Annotated in this window: 16 protein-coding genes and 1 pseudogene; 13 read left to right on the forward strand and 4 right to left on the reverse strand. The window is 60.7% G+C overall.

Annotated features, from left to right (window positions below; genetic code table 11):
- Positions 1 to 45 precede the first annotated feature (45 nt).
- Positions 46 to 330, forward strand: a complete 285-nt coding sequence (locus ACS5RD_RS13535) for a cupin domain-containing protein (RefSeq protein WP_054004761.1) — start codon at positions 46 to 48, stop codon at positions 328 to 330.
- Positions 331 to 336: 6 nt separating this feature from the next.
- Here ACS5RD_RS13535 and ACS5RD_RS13540 read toward each other — a convergent pair whose 3' ends face one another.
- The 4 genes from ACS5RD_RS13540 to ACS5RD_RS13555 all read right to left on the reverse strand — a co-directional run bounded on the left by ACS5RD_RS13540 (position 337) and on the right by ACS5RD_RS13555 (position 3,305).
- Positions 337 to 792, reverse strand: coding sequence for a heme-degrading domain-containing protein (locus ACS5RD_RS13540; protein WP_489927858.1), 456 nt, complete (start codon positions 790 to 792; stop codon positions 337 to 339).
- 12 nt (positions 793 to 804) lie between these two features.
- Positions 805 to 1,698, reverse strand: coding sequence for a hypothetical protein (locus tag ACS5RD_RS13545; RefSeq protein WP_489927859.1), 894 nt, complete (start codon positions 1,696 to 1,698; stop codon positions 805 to 807).
- Positions 1,699 to 1,702: 4 nt separating this feature from the next.
- Positions 1,703 to 2,599, reverse strand: coding sequence for an FkbM family methyltransferase (locus tag ACS5RD_RS13550; RefSeq protein WP_489927860.1), 897 nt, complete (start codon positions 2,597 to 2,599; stop codon positions 1,703 to 1,705).
- Positions 2,600 to 2,675: 76 nt separating this feature from the next.
- On the reverse strand, positions 2,676 to 3,305 hold the full coding sequence (locus ACS5RD_RS13555) for a TetR/AcrR family transcriptional regulator (RefSeq protein WP_489927861.1): 630 nt from the start codon (positions 3,303 to 3,305) through the stop codon (positions 2,676 to 2,678).
- A gap of 127 nt (positions 3,306 to 3,432) precedes the next feature.
- Here ACS5RD_RS13555 and ACS5RD_RS13560 point away from each other — a divergent pair, with 127 nt between their 5' ends.
- The 12 genes and pseudogenes from ACS5RD_RS13560 (at position 3,433) to ACS5RD_RS13615 (ending at position 16,500) form a co-directional block, all read left to right on the forward strand.
- Positions 3,433 to 4,683, forward strand: coding sequence for a Zn-dependent hydrolase (locus ACS5RD_RS13560; RefSeq protein ID WP_489927862.1), 1,251 nt, complete (start codon positions 3,433 to 3,435; stop codon positions 4,681 to 4,683).
- A 377-nt stretch (positions 4,684 to 5,060) separates the two neighbouring features.
- Positions 5,061 to 6,512 carry a dihydropyrimidinase gene (gene hydA, locus ACS5RD_RS13565; protein ID WP_489927863.1) on the forward strand — a complete coding sequence of 484 codons (1,452 nt, stop codon included), beginning with the start codon at positions 5,061 to 5,063 and terminating at the stop codon, positions 6,510 to 6,512.
- A 391-nt stretch (positions 6,513 to 6,903) separates the two neighbouring features.
- On the forward strand, positions 6,904 to 7,677 hold the full coding sequence (locus tag ACS5RD_RS13570; RefSeq protein ID WP_489927864.1) for an ABC transporter ATP-binding protein: 774 nt from the start codon (positions 6,904 to 6,906) through the stop codon (positions 7,675 to 7,677).
- A gap of 60 nt (positions 7,678 to 7,737) precedes the next feature.
- Positions 7,738 to 8,070 (forward strand): hypothetical protein, encoded by a 333-nt coding sequence (locus tag ACS5RD_RS13575; RefSeq protein ID WP_489927865.1) that lies wholly within the window; start codon positions 7,738 to 7,740, stop codon positions 8,068 to 8,070.
- Complete coding sequence (locus ACS5RD_RS13580) at positions 8,067 to 8,927, forward strand: ABC transporter permease (RefSeq protein ID WP_489927866.1); 861 nt, start codon at positions 8,067 to 8,069, stop codon at positions 8,925 to 8,927. Before ACS5RD_RS13575 ends, ACS5RD_RS13580 begins: the two co-directional genes overlap by 4 nt.
- Entirely contained in the window at positions 8,924 to 9,772 is an 849-nt protein-coding gene (locus ACS5RD_RS13585) for an ABC transporter permease (RefSeq protein ID WP_489927867.1), read from the forward strand. Before ACS5RD_RS13580 ends, ACS5RD_RS13585 begins: the two co-directional genes overlap by 4 nt.
- Positions 9,773 to 9,817: 45 nt before the next feature.
- Entirely contained in the window at positions 9,818 to 10,813 is a 996-nt protein-coding gene (locus tag ACS5RD_RS13590) for an ABC transporter substrate-binding protein (protein WP_054004773.1), read from the forward strand.
- A gap of 154 nt (positions 10,814 to 10,967) precedes the next feature.
- Positions 10,968 to 12,203, forward strand: coding sequence for a helix-turn-helix domain-containing protein (locus tag ACS5RD_RS13595; protein WP_489927868.1), 1,236 nt, complete (start codon positions 10,968 to 10,970; stop codon positions 12,201 to 12,203).
- A 112-nt stretch (positions 12,204 to 12,315) separates the two neighbouring features.
- Positions 12,316 to 13,073 (forward strand): annotated as a pseudogene (locus ACS5RD_RS13600) (IS5 family transposase).
- A 120-nt stretch (positions 13,074 to 13,193) separates the two neighbouring features.
- Positions 13,194 to 13,559: a response regulator transcription factor gene (locus ACS5RD_RS13605; RefSeq protein WP_489927869.1), complete on the forward strand. Its 366-nt coding sequence runs from the start codon at positions 13,194 to 13,196 to the stop codon at positions 13,557 to 13,559.
- Positions 13,559 to 13,813 (forward strand): hypothetical protein, encoded by a 255-nt coding sequence (locus ACS5RD_RS13610; RefSeq protein ID WP_489927870.1) that lies wholly within the window; start codon positions 13,559 to 13,561, stop codon positions 13,811 to 13,813. The genes ACS5RD_RS13605 and ACS5RD_RS13610 overlap by 1 nt, the downstream gene beginning before the upstream one ends.
- A complete protein-coding gene (locus ACS5RD_RS13615; protein ID WP_489927871.1) occupies positions 13,813 to 16,500 on the forward strand; it encodes an ATP-binding protein in 2,688 nt (895 codons plus the stop codon). The genes ACS5RD_RS13610 and ACS5RD_RS13615 overlap by 1 nt, the downstream gene beginning before the upstream one ends.
- Positions 16,501 to 16,537: the final 37 nt, after the last annotated feature.

The following is a 16,537-nucleotide window of genomic DNA, read 5'->3' on the forward strand; positions in this document are numbered from 1 at the left end:
AGTGGAGCTTGCACCGGGTAGCCAGACAAAAAAAGGAGCCTGCCCATGCGCGAAACCTGCATCGCCACCCAACTGGTTGATGACGACCGCGTCCGCGTCACCCGTTTTGACTTCGCGCCGGGGGCAGAGACCGGCTGGCACCGCCACAGCATGGATTATGTGATCACCGCAGTGACCGACTGCCATATGCTGCTGGAAGACCCCGACGGCAGCACCCGGCAAGTGCTGGTGCCTGCTGGCACCGCCTACCGCCGCGCCGAAGGCGTCGAGCATAATGTGATCAACGATGGCGATCAGGTGATGAGCTTTGTCGAGGTGGAGCTGAAATAGCCACGATCACCCGGCAAGCATCGCCTGTATCGCAGCCACCACCAGCGCATGATCCTCGGCTTGCGGCAGGCCCGAAACGGTCGCGCAGGCCACGACCCCCACGCCTGTCACCCGGATCGGCACAGCCCCACCGTGATCGGCATAGTCGGTCTCAGACAAGCCATTGCCCGCCAGCGAGCCACCATTGGCCTTGTGTCGCAATCCCACCAGAAACGACGGCAGTTGAAACAGCAGCGTGGTATTGCTTTTGCGCCTTGCCCAAAGATCGTTCAGCGGGGCCGATCCCGGCAAGGCCGCATGAAAGAACACCCGATCGGCGCTGCGAATATTGATCACCACCGGGGCCGCCCCCGCCAGTTCCACCAGTTTTTGCCCCAAAGCCCAAGCCTCGGCCTCGGCAAAGCGCGGAAAGTGCAGATCGGCGTATTCGGTTTCAAGGCTTGCTGTGGTGGCGGCTGTCATCTCAGGCTCCGGTCAGAATTGATCGCGCATACCGTCGGGCAACCGATAGGTCTTGCGGTTGTGCAAGCGGTCATGTCGCCAGATGCCAGCCTCTGCATCATAGGCCCAACTGTCAACGATACGCTTGCGTTGCCAGCCAAAGCTGAAATCACTGTCCAAGGGTGGCCCGGCATCGACAAAGCTTTGCAGGAAATCCGTCATCTCCTGCGCGCCCTTCAACCAACCCGCCCCCGCCACTTCGGCCCCTTTGGCGGCCCCCGGCTGCATCATCGCCTGACGGCTGGTCTGCCGCGCGCGCAGCATGTCGTGATCGACAAAGCGCAGATGGAACAGGAACAAGGCCGGGTCGAGATGCAGGGTCGGATAATCTGAATAATGCCCGCCAATGCTCCAGTTCAGCGGTCTGGAGGTGATGCAAGGCTTGCAATAGCTGGCGTTGATCCGACCAAACCGCCGCTGCGCCAGCACAGAGCGGGTGGCGTCCAGCGGCTCTGGTTCCAGATCAATCCGGTGCAGCATCTCAATGGCAAAGGGTGAGATCACCCCCACGTCCCGAGCCCGCCCGATATGGCTCAGCAAATCGCCGCCCTGTGCGGGGTCGGCCAGCAAAATCTCATCAACATCGTTGAACACAACGACGCCAAAGCGCAGCAGCAAGGTCTGCGTGAACAGCGAGATCATCCGCCAGCGCGCCAGATCCCAACCCGGCCCCGGCGTGACACTGGGCAACCAAATGATCTGACAGCCCTCGGCATCGGGCGGGATCAACCGGTGCAGGCCATCCACCAGAATGAACAACTGCGCTTTCGGAACGAAGCGCGCATAGTAATTGATCCAGATCGGCAGGAACACCGGCTCGTCGCCGACCATGGTCGCAAAAGCAAAATCGCTTGGCGCGGGTTCCATCGCTCTATCGCCTGCCATCCGTCCGCAACGCCTCTGGCATCCGGTCGACATATTGCCCCGGCAATTCCGCAGCGATCGCCTGACGCGCAACCAAAGCATCCAGACAATACAGCACCAGCGAATGCGAGTGAAACACCGCCGCCGCCAGTATCGCCTGATGCTTCAACTGCTCGTCACTGTAATCCGCCAACTCCGCGATATTGCGCAGATAGACCCCATCACCATCAATCAACTGATCGGTCAGCTTCTTCTGCTTCAACCGCCGCGCCTGCGAATTGGTCAGCATATAGCCTTTGTTGAACATGAACTTGTGCAGATAAAACCCCTGCCGCCGCAATTCGGTATCCACCCCACCCAGCATCGGCTCGCCATGGTAAAGCCGCATATAGCGCAGCTCCACCATCACCGAGATGCAGCCCTTCAGCACCCGTTCAGCCCCCTGAAACACCAGATTTTCCGCACCCTGAATGTCGATCTTCAGCAGATCAAACTCCGGCAGATCCGCGGTCTGATCCAGCGCCACCGTATCCATCGCAACGGTTTCACGCACCCGCGCCATGCCCATCTCATTGACCATCGCCATCGTCGGCACATAGGGATCAAAGATTGAGGTCATGCCAGAGGATTTATAAATCCGCAGGCTCAGCGTCTCGCCCGTGCCGACGGCGAAGGGATAATAGGTCTCATCCGGCCCCTTGTTCTTTTGCAACTCAGCAAAGGCTGCCGCCTGCGGCTCAAACCCCACCACCTTGCAGCCCCCCACCCGCAAGAGTTCAGCATAATCCGGCGCATAGATCGGGTTCGCGCCAACATCGACAATGGTCGTCTTGCGGGCAGGGGCCAGCGCGCCGAGCAGCCAAGGCAGAGTGTCCACCGGGGTTTCGCTGTGTTCACCGTCCATCACGCCACACCGTTTCCAATAGGGATACAATCACTCCGATATCTGCGAGATTTGGTAAGACGGCAAGAAAAACTCGTCAAACAGCGCCAATCCCGCGCAGGATCATCGCCTTGACGCTGTCTTTCGCCTCGCGCCACTGCAACTCTGTCAGCGGCCCCCCATTCAACGTCTCAATCTGATGGCCAAAATCCGCGTAATGCTGGGTGGCCGCCCAGAGCATATACAAAAGGTGATCCGGGTTCACCGCCACCATCTGCCCGGCATCAATCCAGCCTTGGATCAGCGCCGCCCGCCCTGCCGTCCAGTCCCGCAGCGTCGTCTCCAGATAATCCTGAATGACCGGCGCGCCATGCATCACCTCCGAGGCCCAGACCTTAGATCCATCGGGATGGCGGCGTGAGATTTCCATCTTGGCGTCGATATAGGCGCCGATGCCCTCCACCGGGCCGGGTGCATTGTCCATCGACTCAGCCGCGTGCAACCAGATGTCGAAAATATTCGAGACAACTTTGCGGTAAAGTTCCTCTTTGCTGGTGAAGTAGTAATGCAAATTCGCCTTCGGCAGCCCTGCCACATCGGCGATCAACTGCATGGTAGCACCACCAAAGCCCGCCTCGGCAAAGACTTTCTCGGCTGCCTGTAAAATCAGCGCCTCGTTCTGTTGCCGTATCTCATTGCGCCGCGCGGGGCGAAGGGCCTCGGACATGTGCTTAAGCCTTCAGATTTTAGTTGATCGCTTGGTCAGGTTCTATAGCGTTGGAGTTGACCATACGGTCAGGAAAAGATTCGCAGCAAGCGAGATCTGGGGCAAAGTCCCCGCAGGGAGTATTAGGATGACGGCGCTCGGTGCAAATCTGCGGATCAATTCCGCCCGTCTTTGGGACAGCCTCGATCAGATGGCGCAAATCGGCCCCGGCATCGCGGGCGGCAACAACCGCCAGACCCTGACCGATGCCGACAGCGCAGGCCGTCATCTGTTTGCGGGCTGGTGCAAGGCCGCTGGCATGACGATGGGCGTCGACACCATGGGGAACATGTTCGCCACCCGTGCGGGCACCGACCCTGATGCTTTGCCAGTCTACATGGGCAGTCACCTCGATACCCAACCCACCGGAGGCCGCTATGACGGCGTGCTCGGCGTGCTGGGCGCTTTGGAAGTCATCCGCACGATCAACGACATGGGCGTGCAAACCCGCCATCCGATCGTGGTGACGAACTGGACCAACGAGGAAGGCGCGCGCTTCGCCCCCGCCATGCTGGCCTCGGGCGTGTTCGCGGGCCTGCACACGCAGGACTACGCCTACAACCGCACCGACATGGACGGCCTGCGCTTTGGCGACGAACTGGCCCGTATCGGCTGGGTCGGCGATGAAGTGGTGGGTGCGCGCAAAATGCACGCCATGTTAGAGTTGCACATCGAGCAGGGGCCGATTCTGGAGGCTGAGGGCAAAGAAATCGGCGTCGTCACCCATGGCCAAGGTCTGTGGTGGTTGGAAATCACCCTGACCGGCCGCGATGCCCATACTGGCAGCACCCCGATGGCGATGCGGGTGAACGCAGGCCTCGGCATGGCCCGGATCACCGAGCGCGTGCATCAGATCGCTATGGGCCACCAGCCGGGGGCTGTGGGCGCGGTGGGGCAGGTCAAGGTCTTCCCCAACTCCCGCAACGTGATCCCCGGCAAAGTGATCTTCACCGTCGATATCCGCTCCCCCGACCAAACCAAGCTGGATTTGATGCGCGGCGAGGTCGAACGCGCCGCCCACGCGGTGGCTGCCGAGTTGGGCTTGGGCTGTTCGATTGAAGAAGTCGGCCATTTCGACCCGGTGACCTTCGATCCAAAGCTCGTGAACATCGTCCGCCAAAGCGCTGAAAAGCTGGGCTATTCCCATATGGACATCATCTCCGGCGCAGGCCACGACGCCTGCTGGATCAACCGCGTCGCCCCCACCGTGATGGTGATGTGCCCCTGCGTTGGGGGCCTCAGCCACAACGAAGCCGAGGAGATTTCCCCGGAATGGGCAGCGGCAGGCACCGACGTCCTGCTGCACGCCGTGCTGGAAGTGGCGGGGGTGGTGGGGTGAGTGGTTTGAATTGGTATCGAGGCATTATTCGAGTTTGGGTGCTAATTTCTTTATGTTGGTTGTTCGCATCTGGTGTGCTGATTAGACCCGATGAAGATGTATGGCAGCTCCTACGCACGCGGACCCCGGTCACCGCACAAAACATGTTGAACAGCAGTGCTGTTGTGATCAGTGCCGAACTCGCAGAAGCGAGAGCGACAGCGGTGAATAATGCGCAACAGCGTGTAAGAGAAAATGCCTGGTCCAATTTGTATGTTTTCTTCAGGTTAGCCTTCATACCGATAATTCTGCTTTGCGCGGGAGGCGCTGGATTGTTTTGGGCAGTCCGGGGCTTTGCACCAAATAAGAGAAACAACGGATAAAATTCGGAGTTCCCCATGACCACAGTCATCAAAAACGGCACCATCGTCACCGCTGATCTGACCTACAAGGCCGATGTGCTCATCGACCAAGGCAAGATCACCCAGATCGGCCCGAACCTGAAAGGCGACCGCACCCTCGACGCCTCGGGCTGCTATGTGATGCCCGGCGGGATTGATCCGCATACGCATCTGGAAATGCCGTTCATGGGCACCTATTCGGCGGATGATTTCGAATCCGGCACGCGGGCGGCGCTCGCAGGCGGCACCACGATGGTCGTCGATTTCGTCCTGCCGGGGCAGGGGCAGGGGCTGATGGATGCAGCCCAAATGTGGCACAACAAATCCGGCCGGGCGAATTGCGACTATTCCTACCATATGGCGATCACCTGGTGGGGCCAAAAGGTGTGGGAGGATATGGAGCTTTCCGTCAAGGCGGGCATAACCAGCTTCAAGCATTTCATGGCCTACAAGGGCGCGTTGATGGTCAACGACGATGAAATGTATCAATCTTTCAAACGGGTTGGCGATCTGGGCGGCTTGGCTATGGTCCATGCCGAAAACGGCGACGTGGTGGCGGAACTGACCGCAAAACTCTTGGCCGAGGGCAACACCGGCCCCGAAGCCCACGCCTATTCCCGCCCGCCGCAGGTCGAAGGCGAGGCCACCAACCGCGCCATAATGATCGCCGATATGGCCGGGGTGCCGCTGTATGTCGTACATACGTCCTGCGAGGACAGCCACGAAGCCATCCGCCGTGCGCGCAATCAGGGCAAACGGGTGTGGGGCGAGCCGCTGATCCAGCACCTGACGCTGGACGAGTCCGAATACTTCAACCCCGACTGGGACCACGCCGCCCGCCGCGTGATGAGCCCCCCCTTCCGCAACAAATCGCATCAAGACAGCCTATGGGCCGGTCTGCAATCGGGGTCTTTGAGCGTTGTGGCCACCGACCATTGCGCCTTTACCACCGAACAGAAGCGCTATGGTGTCGGCAATTTCGCCAAAATCCCCAACGGCACTGGCGGGCTGGAGGATCGGATGCCGATGCTGTGGACTTACGGGGTTGCCACGGGCCGGTTAACGCCGAATGAATTTGTCGCCGTCACCTCGACGAATATCGCCAAAATCCTGAACTGCTACCCGCAAAAGGGTGCTGTTCTGGTCGGCGCCGATGCCGATCTGGTGGTGTGGGATCCTGAAAAGTCGAAAACCATCGCTGCCTCCACCCAGCAATCCGCTATTGATTACAATGTCTTCGAGGGCAAAGCTGTGAAAGGCCTGCCGCGCTACACCCTGTCGCGCGGCGTCGTCTCGGTCGAGGACGGAGAGATCAAAACCCGCGAAGGCCATGGCAAATTCGTCGCCCGCGAACCCCGCCCCGCCGTGAACCGCGCGCTGAGCGCGTGGAAAGACCTGACCTCCCCGCGTCCGGTGGCCCGGTCGGGCGTGCCTGTGACGGGGGTGTGAGTTTGAAGAGCTTTAGGGAGTCTAAATTGAACGTGACAAGAAGAAAAAGAGTTGCTTGTTCAGGGTTAGCCTTGCTGTTGTTGATCGGTTGCGTCCCTCCACAGCCGCAAACGATTGAGACACATTTTGTTGGCAAGTCGACAAGCACAAAATCTACCATCAGGGGGGCTGCGGTCGGATCTCCATTTGGAGAAGGTCGTGCGATAATTCTTCAAAGCACGGGCCGCAGATGTGAAGGCGCTTATGACCATTCGTCCAGATTTGAAGGTTTTGGCGCGCTGGTTTGCGATGACGGAAGAGCCGGAACTTTTCGGTTCTTCACAACGGGAACTGGCGGTGGAGGGCTTGCGGTAATCGCTGATGAGGAATTCACTTTCGAGTTTGTTTCAAGATGACGGTGATTTCCGCAAAAGATCTGAACCTGACCTTTCAGACCAATGACGGCCCCGTGCAGGCGCTCAAGGATGTCAACCTGACCATCAACAAGGGTGATTTCGTCTCGTTCATTGGGCCAAGTGGTTGTGGTAAAACCACGTTCCTGCGCGCGATTGCGGCTTTGGAAACGCCGACGGGCGGCAGCTTAACCGTCAACGGTCTCAGCCCTGACGAGGCCCGCCGCAAGCGCGCCTATGGCTATGTATTTCAGGCGGCAGGGCTTTATCCTTGGCGCACGATTGCGGGGAACATCCGGTTGCCGCTGGAAATCATGGGGTTCTCGAAAGCCGAGCAGAACCAGCGGGTTGAGCAGGTTTTGGAACTGGTCGAACTGTCCGGCTTCGGCAAGAAATTCCCGTGGCAGCTTTCCGGCGGCATGCAGCAGCGCGCCAGTATCGCCCGCGCGCTCGCCTTTGATGCCGATATCCTACTGATGGACGAACCCTTCGGCGCGCTGGATGAGATTGTGCGGGATCGCCTGAATGAGGAGGTTCTCAAACTCTGGGCGCGCACCGGCAAAACCATTGGTTTTGTGACGCATTCCATCCCCGAGGCGGTGTATCTTTCGACCAAGATCGTGGTGATGTCGCCCCGTCCGGGGCGGATTACCGATGTAATCGACAGCCCTTTGCCGAAGGAACGCCCCTTGGATATTCGCGACTCCAAGGAGTTCATCGAGATTTCGCATCGGGTGCGTGAGGGACTTCGGGCGGGGCATTCCGATGAATAAACGCTCAATGCAACCCGTGCTTATCCCGCGCTTCATCACATCATGCGCAAGGGGTACGCGATGAATCTTGTCACCCTCGCGTGGCTCGCCGCTTCAACCGCCGTGTTTGTTGCAGCCAATGGCGTGCTGAAAACCTATGCGCAGCAGGGCGGCATTTGGGTGCTGGCGGGGGCGCTGGCGCTGTTCTGTCTGGGCAACACGCTGATGGTGCCGGTGATGCGCGGCAATGGCCTTGGCGTGGCGATTGCGCTGTCGGTGGTGTTCCAACTGGTGGCAATCACCGCGATGGCCGTGGTGGTGTTTGGCGAAAGGCCAAGCCCGCTGCAACTGGCGGGCATGGCCTTGGGCGTGGTCGCGGTGCTGATGATCGCTTGGCCGGGGGGGCAGGCATGAAGCGGGCGGCACCCATCCTGACCGTTCTCTTGATCATCGTCGCCGTTTGGTATGCGGCGGCGATCAAAATGAACGCGCCTTGGGCCTATGATCAGGCGGCACGGGCGGAAGCGGCAGCACCGACGCTGTTGCAACTGCCGGGGCTGACGCTGGATCAGGATCGCCCGGTTTTGCCGAGCCCGCATCAGGTGATCGCTGAGTTGGCGCGCTCAACCTTTGGCTTGGCGCCGAGCTCAAAAAAATCGCTGGTTTATCATGCTTGGGTGACGATCTCGGGCACTCTGCTCGGGTTTGCGATGGGCACGACGTTGGGCGTGTTGCTGGCGGTGGGGATTGTCTATTCGCGCAGCATGGAGATGAGCGTTTTGCCTTGGGCGATTGCCAGTCAGATGGTGCCGATCATTGCTTTGGCACCGATGCTCGCGGTGGTGATGCACGCGGTGGGGGCGACGCCGCTGATGACCAAGGCGGTGATCTCGGCGTATCTCAGTTTCTTCCCGGTGGTGGTGGGGATGGTGAAAGGCCTGCGCAGCCCGGAGGTGATGCAGCTTGATTTATTGCAAACCTATGCGGCTCCCGGTGGGGCGGTGTTCTGGAAACTGCGGTTGCCATCCTCGATGCCGTATTTCTTCGCAAGCGTGAAGGTGGGGATCGCGGCGAGCCTCGTGGGCGCGATTGTGGCCGAGTTGAACCAGCAGGCGGGCTTGGGTGCGCGGTTGTTGCAAGGGTCATACTATGGCCAGACCACGCAGATTTGGGCGGCTTTGTTTCTGTCGGCGATCCTTGCTGCGGTGTTGGTGATGCTGGCGGGGCGGATTGAGGGGCGGGTGCTTAAGCGGATGGGGATGGCGCGATGATGGTGCTGGACCCGCGGTTGTGGTGCTTGCTGGCGTTTTGGGCCGGGACTTGGTTGCTCAATTCCGAACTGTCGAAGGGCCGTGCGGCTTGGGTGCGCTATGCGGTGCCGCTGGTGTTCGGGCTGACGGTGCTGGTGCTGTGGCAGGCGGGGGTGACGGCTTACGGCGTGAACAAAATCATCCTGCCGCCGCCGAGTGATGTGGCCGCACGCATGGCACGCAGTGTGCCGACCCTCTGGGCTGATCTGGTGCAGACCTTCTTCAAGGGTGCGTTGAGCGGCTATGCGATTGGCTGCACAGCGGCGATCCTGACGGCGATTGCGATTGACCGCTCGCCGTTCCTGCAAGCGGGGTTACTGCCGGTGGGCAATTTCGTCGCCGCTTTGCCGATTGTGGGGATCGCCCCGATTCTGGTGATGTGGTTTGGCTTTGACTGGCACTCTAAAGCCGCCGTGGTTGTCGTGATGGTGTTCTTCCCGGTGCTGGTGAACACCATCGCGGGGTTGGCGGCGTCTGAGGTGATGCAGCGCGATCTGATGGCGACCTATTCGGCAAGCTACTGGCAGACGCTGTTCAAGCTGCGGCTGCCTGCGGCGATGCCGTTCATCTTCAACGGGCTGAAAATCGCGACAACTTTGGCGCTGATCGGCGCGATTGTTGCTGAATTTTTCGGCAGCCCTATCGTGGGCATGGGATTTCGCATCGTGGCTGAGGTTGGGCGCTCTAATCCCGACATGGTTTGGGCCGAGATTGCGGTGGCGGCATTGGCGGGATCGGCGTTCTATGGGCTGGTCGCGCTGATCGAGAAGCGGGTGACATTCTGGCATCCGTCACAAAGAAACTGAGACACGAAACTGGCCCAAAACCGGGCTTCAACTTGGAGGTTGAGAATGAAAAAGTTACTCACAGCGGCGCTGTTCACCGCACTGGCGGCGGGCGGTCTGACTTCGGCGGCACAGGCAGCCGATGACGTGACGCTGCAGTTGAAATGGGTCACCCAAGCCCAGTTCGCCGGCTATTATGTGGCGGCGGCGAAAGGTTATTACACCGAAGAAGGCCTGAACGTCACCATTCTGCCCGGTGGCCCGGATGTGGCCCCAACGCAAGTCATCGCAGGCGGTGGTGCGGATGTGGTGGTCGACTGGATGCCCTCGGCACTGGCTGCCCGCGAAAAGGGGCTGGCACTGGTCAACATCGCACAGCCATTCAAATCTTCGGGCATGATGCTGACCTGTCTCAAAGAATCCGGCGTCGCAACCCCGGCTGACTTCGCCGACAAGACCCTGGGTGTCTGGTTTGGTGGCAACGAGTATCCGTTCCTGAACTGGATGAACAAGCTCGGCCTGAAGACCGATGGCTCGGCGGGCGGCGTCACCGTGCTGAAACAGGGCTTCAACGTTGATCCGCTGTTGCAAAAGCAGGCGGCGTGTATCTCGACGATGACCTATAACGAATATTGGCAGGTGATTGATGCGGGCGTGAAGCCGGAAGATCTGGTGACCTTCAAATATGAAGATGAAGGCGTCGCCACGCTGGAAGACGGGCTTTACGTCATGGAAGACAAGCTGGCCGACCCGGCCTTTGAAGACAAAATGGTGCGCTTCGTGCGCGCCTCGATGAAAGGCTGGAAATACGCCGAAGGCAACACCGATGAGGCCGCACAGATCGTATTGGACAATGACGCAACGGGTGCGCAAACCATCGAGCATCAAAAACGCATGATGGCTGAGATTGCCAAGCTGACCGCAGGCTCGAACGGTGCGTTGGATGAGGCGGACTACAAGCGCACCGTGGCCGCGCTGATGTCGGGTGGTTCGGACCCGGTGATCACCAAAGAGCCGGTTGGCGCTTGGACCCACGCTGTGACCGATAAAGCCCTGCAATAAGCGCAAGGCTTAGCGATGAAGCGGGCGCGGGGGCAACCTCGCGCCCGCTTTGTTTGCGCAAGACGATCTATCAAAGACATTAATCGGGGCCATCCTGCGCATTGTAAAGTTTTCAATTTCTTGTAAATTTCATGGCAGAAGCGGGAGTTATGCCATGCCAATCTCTGCCCTGACCGGAACCCGTCTGCGCGAGCGGCGTGTGGCTTTGGGCCTGCGGCAGGCCGATCTGGCCGAAACCGTCGGCATTTCAGCATCCTATCTCAACCTGATCGAACACAACCGCCGCCGCATTGCCGAGCCCTTGTTGGCGCGGCTGGCAGAAGCTTTGGGTCAGCCGCCGCAAAGCTTTCACGAAGGCGTGGGCGGAACCGTGCTGGATGATTTGCGCGCGGCGGCGGCGCGGTTGCCGGGGGCGGAAATTGACCGCAGCGAGGATTTCGCGGGCAGGTTTCCCGGCTGGGCCGCGACGGTGATCGGTCTGCATCAGCGCGTGGCCGGGTTGGAGCGGGCGTTAGAGGCAATGAATGACCGGATGAGCCATGATCCGCATCTGTCGGCAAGCTTGCATGAAGTGCTTTCCGCCGTGGCCTCGGTACGGTCTACAGCGGCGATTCTGGCAGAAACGCAAGATATTGAGCCTGAATGGCAGGCGCGGTTCCTGGGCAACCTGCGAGATGACAGCAAGCGGCTGGCCTTGGGGGCAGAGGCTTTGGTGCGCTATCTCGATACGGCAGGGCAAGACCAGGAGCAGGGGCTGGCCTCGCCGCAAGAGGAGTTAGAGGCGTGGTTGGCCGCCAATGACTGGCAGGCGGCAGATGCGCGCGGGCTGGCCTCGGGGGCTGCGCGGCAGATGGCTGACGCATGGTTGGCGCAAGCCGCGCGCGATCTGGCGGCCTATCCGGCCGCGGGATTTGCACAGGCTTTGACAGAATTGGAGCCTGATCCGGCGGCGCTGGCGGCGCGCTTCGGCGGCGATGTGCTGGCGGCATTCCGACGGATTGCCTTACAGCCGGGAATGCAGGCGGGATTGGTGGTCTGTGATGCTTCGGGGACTCTCATATTCCGCAAGCCGATCTCGGGCTTTGCTTTGCCGCGTTTTGGCGCGGCTTGCCCGCTTTGGCCGTTGTTCGCGGCGCTGTCGCGACCGATGACACCGATTGAAATGGTGATCGAAACCGCCGGGCCGCAGCCGCTGCGCTTTCGGGTGCGGGCGTTTTGTCAGCCGCGCTTTCCGCAGGGGTTTCGCGGACCGGAACTGCGCGAGGCGGCGATGCTGATCTTGCCAGAGTTGGCGCGCGGAGGCGAGGCCTTGGCGATTGGCTCGACCTGCCGGATTTGCCAGCGCACGGCCTGCCCTGCGCGGCGGGAGCCTTCGATTTTGTCGGCGTAAGGTTTGGCGGTGGAGTGGAGCCTCCGGCTAACCGGAATTCTAGGGGCTGTGGACATTTAGGATTCCCATTGGGTGGATATCGTGATTCAAGCTTCCTTTTGAGGAGGTATGAATGCGGGCTGAACGTTTTGTCATTTCTGACCGGAGTTGGCGGCTTCTCGAGCCGCTTTTGCCGGGCTCGTTGCGGACGCGCGGGGTGACGGCGAAGGACAATCGGCTGTTTCTTGAAGCCGTCCTTTGGAAGGTCAGGGTTGGCGGTCCATGGCGTGACCTGCCGCCGGGTTTTGGCGCTTGGAACTCTGTGTTCCGGCGGTTTCGCCGCTGGGCGCAAGCCGATGTATTTCAACGTATTTTCGACGCCATATCGGGGGAGCCTGACTTTGAATACGTCCTCGTTGATGGCACCATCATCAGCGCGCATCAGAAGGCGAGCGGCGCAAAAGGGGGACTCGAAATCAAGCGATTGGGCGCTCGAAAGGCGGGCTGACGACGAAGGTTCTGGCGCTGACAGACGCGCTTGGCAATCTGGTGCGCTTTGTGCTTCTGCCGGGTCAGCGCAGCGAAATTACCGGGGTGCCGGACCTGATCGAGGGGCTGAGCTTCAACGCCCTGATGGCCGAAAAAGCGTTTGACGCAAACCACCTGCGCGCCGAGTTGGACCGCAGGCAAGCAGAAGCCGTCATCCCCGCCAAACGCAACCGCATCCTGCACATTCCCCACGACGCCGAAGCCTACAAATGGCGACACCTCATCGAAAACTACTTCAGCAAGATCAAGGAGTTCAGAGGCGTAAACACAAGGTACGACAAAACCGACACAAGCTACCGCGCAACGTGGAGCATCGCCGCAACAATCATTGCGCTGCGCTAAATGTCCACGGTCCCTAGAATTCCGGTCTGGATATTTAGGCCAGGATGAAACGGCAAGGGCAGTGGCTTCCTTTGACACGGGGCAGCTTTGCCACGATAGTCGGCTTCCGGGGGGGGATTTATGCGTCAGGTTTTGCTGATTGAGGATGAGGCCAACATCGCCGAGGCGTTGCGCTTTATTCTGTCGCGCGATGGTTGGGCGGTGTCCGTCGTGTCGGATGGCGCGCTGGCCTTGGCGGAAGTCGGGCGCTTGCGGCCCGATCTGGTGATTTTGGACTCGATGCTGCCGGGCATGAGCGGGCTGGAAATACTGCTTGCCCTGCGCGGCGATCCGGCCAATGCGGCGCTGCCAATCCTGATGCTGACCGCCAAGGGTCAGTTGCGTGACCGCGAGGCCGCCGAGCGGGCAGGCGTTACGGCCTTCATGAGCAAGCCGTTTGATAACTCGGAAATCCGCGCCATGGTGCGGGATTTGTTGGGGGCCTGATGCGGGGCCCGCGCGCGCCCTTGTTTCTCGCCCGCGCGGTCTACCGCCAGCGCCGCCTGCGCGATGCAGCTCGGTTGCTGCCGCTGGTCGGGTTCTTCCTGCTGATGCTGCCGTTGATGTGGAGCGATACGGCCGGGGCAGGCCACACTGCGGTCTATGTGTTCGGCGTCTGGGCGCTGCTGATTGGCCTTGCCGCCTATGTCGCCCCCGGATTGGCGCAGCCCGAAGCCGATACGCCGCCCGAGGACGTCTGATGCCATTCAATGTGCTGGTGCTGACCTGTCTGGCCTATGTGGCGTTCCTGTTCCTTGTCGCCTTCGTCGTCGAACGTCGCGCCTCGCGTGGCGAGATGCGATTTCTGCGCTCGCCTTTGGTCTATACGCTGTCGCTTTCGATCTATTGCACCGCTTGGACCTTCTACGGCGCGGTAGGCTCGGCGGCCCGCACCGGGCTGGAGTTTCTGACGATCTACCTCGGCCCAACCTTGGTCTTCGTCGGCTGGTGGTGGGTGCTGCGCAAGCTGCTGCGGATCGGGCGCAGGCAGCGCGTGACCTCGATCGCCGATTTGATTTCCAGCCGCTATGGCAAGTCGAACCTGTTGGGCGTGATCGTCACGGTGATCGCGGTGGTCGCCGCCACCCCCTATATCGCGCTGCAACTGCAATCGGTGACGCTGTCGTTCAGCGTTTTCGCTCAAAGCTCACCCGCGACCTGGGCGATGCCCGACCGCGATGCCACCGCGATCTGGGTGGCGGCGGGGCTTGCGTTGTTCACCATCCTGTTCGGCACCCGCAACCTTGACGCCAAAGAGCAGCACCACGGCATCGTCATGGCCATCGCGGTTGAGGCGGTGGTCAAACTGGTGGCTCTGCTGGCGGTGGGCATCTTCGTGGTTTGGGGCCTAGGCGGCGGCCCCGTAGCGATGATCAGCCGGATTGAGACTTACGCCGATCCGAACTGGGCGATCCAACCGGGGCGCTGGGGCGGCTTGATCTTTCTGTCTGCCGCCGCCGTGATCACCCTGCCGCGGATGTTCCAGGTGCTGGTGGTCGAAAACGTCGAGGAGGGCCATCTTGCCCGCGCCTCTTGGGCGTTCCCGACCTATCTGTTTCTGATCAGCCTGTTCATCCTGCCCATCGCCATGATCGGGCTGGAGCGGATGCCCGCAGGCTCAAACCCCGATATGATGGTGCTGACCCTGCCGCTGCATGAAGGTCAGGGCGGTCTGGCCTTGCTGGCGTTCCTCGGCGGGTTTTCCTCGGCCACCTCGATGGTGATTGTCGAAACCATCGCCCTCGCAACCATGGTTTCAAACCATATCCTGATGCCCGCGTGGCTGTGGCTGCGCCCGCAAGCCGCCCATTCGGGCGATCTGCGCGGCGCGATCCTGCTCGCACGGCGGTTCTCGATCATCGGCGTGCTGGCGCTGGGGTTGGAGTATTTCCGCCTCTCAGGCGGTTCTGCAGCGCTGGCAGCCATCGGCCAGATTGCCTTTGCCGGCATGGCGCAGGTGCTGCCTGCGCTGCTGGGCGGGATTTTCTGGCGCGGCGGCACCAAACTGGGCGCGAGTTTGGGCCTGAGCATCGGCTTTGCCACTTGGGGCTTTACCCTGTTCCTACCGTCGTTTGGCGCGGGTGCTGCGATCTCGGCGGATGTCTTGCAACACGGGCTGTTCGACCTGTCGTGGTTACGCCCGCAAGCGTTGTTTGGCACCGAGGGCATGGACCCGCTGAACCATGCGATCTTCTGGTCCTTGGCCCTCAACATCGCAGGCTATGCGGCGGGATCACTGCTGTCGTTCCCCGATCCGGTCGAGCGCATCCAAGGCGCTGCCTTCGTCAATGCCTTTGACGATGAGTTGCAGGCCGAGCGCTTGGGGTGGACCCATGGCCAAGCCGAACCCGAAGCCCTGATGAACATGGCGCAGCGCATCTTGGGCGACGAAGCCGCGATTTCGTTCTTTGAGGCCGAGGCCCGCGCCCAAGGCAAAGCCGGTTTTCTGCCCGACCTCACCCCGCGCTTTCTGGCGGGGTTAGAGCGTAATCTTGCAGGCTCGGTCGGGGCCGCCACCGCCCATGCGATGATCAGCCAGCTGTTTGGCCGCGCCACGGTGACGGTGGAAGATCTGATGGCGGTGGCGAATGAAACCGCACAGATCATGGAATATTCGGCGCGGCTGGAAGAACAACAAGGCGAGCTTTCCCGCACCGCCCGCCAGCTGCGCGAGGTCAACGAAAAGCTGACCCAGCTTTCGGTGCAAAAAGATGCCTTCCTGTCGCAGATCAGCCATGAGCTGCGCACCCCGATGACCTCGATACGGGCGTTTTCCGAGATTCTCGCCGAGGGCGATCTGCCAGGCCCGCGCGTCGCTGAATACGGCCAGATCATCCACGCCGAGGCGAAACGCTTGACCCGGCTGCTGGATGATCTGCTGGACCTTTCCGTGTTGGAAAATGGTGCGGTGCAGCTTGATCTCGGGCTTGCGCATCTGGGTCAAATGATCGACCGCGCCTTGGCCAGCGCCAGCCAGACCCGGCCCGAGCGCAACTTTGACATCCAGCGCGACTATACGTCAGAGGAGATATTCCTGCGCACCGACGCTGATCGTCTGGTGCAGGTGTTTATCAATCTGATTTCAAACGCGCGGAAATATTGCGATGCCGTCGATCCGGTGTTGCGCATCGCGGTGCGGCAAAAGGGCGGGCGGGTGGTGGTGGATTTCATCGACAATGGCGGCGGCATTGCCAAGGAGGCGCGCGGGCTGATCTTCGAGAAATTCTCGCGGCTGACCGATGCGGCACGGGCGGGTGGTGCCGGGCTTGGTCTTGCGATCTGCCGCGAGATCATGGCGAATTTGGGCGGCACCGTCACTTATCTGCCGGGGCAGAGCGGGGCTGCATTCCGGGTGTCCGTCCCGCTGCGGATGGAAAAACCGCTGTGATGTAAACGCTTTGTTAGCCTGCGCGCGGTTAACCTGG

The sequence above is a fragment of the Cypionkella sp. PAMC25878 genome, assembly GCF_058135695.1.

Excerpts from the sequence above, each read along its gene's own strand:
- ACS5RD_RS13595 (WP_489927868.1), top strand. The coding sequence starts at position 10,968 with ATGCCAATCTCTGCCCTGACCGGAACCCGTCTGCGCGAGCGGCGTGTG.
- ACS5RD_RS13605 (WP_489927869.1), top strand. The coding sequence starts at position 13,194 with ATGCGTCAGGTTTTGCTGATTGAGGATGAGGCCAACATCGCCGAGGCG.
- hydA (WP_489927863.1), top strand. The coding sequence starts at position 5,061 with ATGACCACAGTCATCAAAAACGGCACCATCGTCACCGCTGATCTGACC.
- ACS5RD_RS13540 (WP_489927858.1), bottom strand. The coding sequence starts at position 792 with ATGACAGCCGCCACCACAGCAAGCCTTGAAACCGAATACGCCGATCTG.
- ACS5RD_RS13560 (WP_489927862.1), top strand. The coding sequence starts at position 3,433 with ATGACGGCGCTCGGTGCAAATCTGCGGATCAATTCCGCCCGTCTTTGG.
- ACS5RD_RS13545 (WP_489927859.1), bottom strand. The coding sequence starts at position 1,698 with ATGGAACCCGCGCCAAGCGATTTTGCTTTTGCGACCATGGTCGGCGAC.
- ACS5RD_RS13555 (WP_489927861.1), bottom strand. The coding sequence starts at position 3,305 with ATGTCCGAGGCCCTTCGCCCCGCGCGGCGCAATGAGATACGGCAACAG.
- ACS5RD_RS13610 (WP_489927870.1), top strand. The coding sequence starts at position 13,559 with ATGCGGGGCCCGCGCGCGCCCTTGTTTCTCGCCCGCGCGGTCTACCGC.
- ACS5RD_RS13575 (WP_489927865.1), top strand. The coding sequence starts at position 7,738 with ATGAATCTTGTCACCCTCGCGTGGCTCGCCGCTTCAACCGCCGTGTTT.
- ACS5RD_RS13550 (WP_489927860.1), bottom strand. The coding sequence starts at position 2,599 with ATGGACGGTGAACACAGCGAAACCCCGGTGGACACTCTGCCTTGGCTG.
- ACS5RD_RS13585 (WP_489927867.1), top strand. The coding sequence starts at position 8,924 with ATGATGGTGCTGGACCCGCGGTTGTGGTGCTTGCTGGCGTTTTGGGCC.
- ACS5RD_RS13580 (WP_489927866.1), top strand. The coding sequence starts at position 8,067 with ATGAAGCGGGCGGCACCCATCCTGACCGTTCTCTTGATCATCGTCGCC.
- ACS5RD_RS13535 (WP_054004761.1), top strand. The coding sequence starts at position 46 with ATGCGCGAAACCTGCATCGCCACCCAACTGGTTGATGACGACCGCGTC.
- ACS5RD_RS13615 (WP_489927871.1), top strand. The coding sequence starts at position 13,813 with ATGCCATTCAATGTGCTGGTGCTGACCTGTCTGGCCTATGTGGCGTTC.
- ACS5RD_RS13570 (WP_489927864.1), top strand. The coding sequence starts at position 6,904 with ATGACGGTGATTTCCGCAAAAGATCTGAACCTGACCTTTCAGACCAAT.
- ACS5RD_RS13590 (WP_054004773.1), top strand. The coding sequence starts at position 9,818 with ATGAAAAAGTTACTCACAGCGGCGCTGTTCACCGCACTGGCGGCGGGC.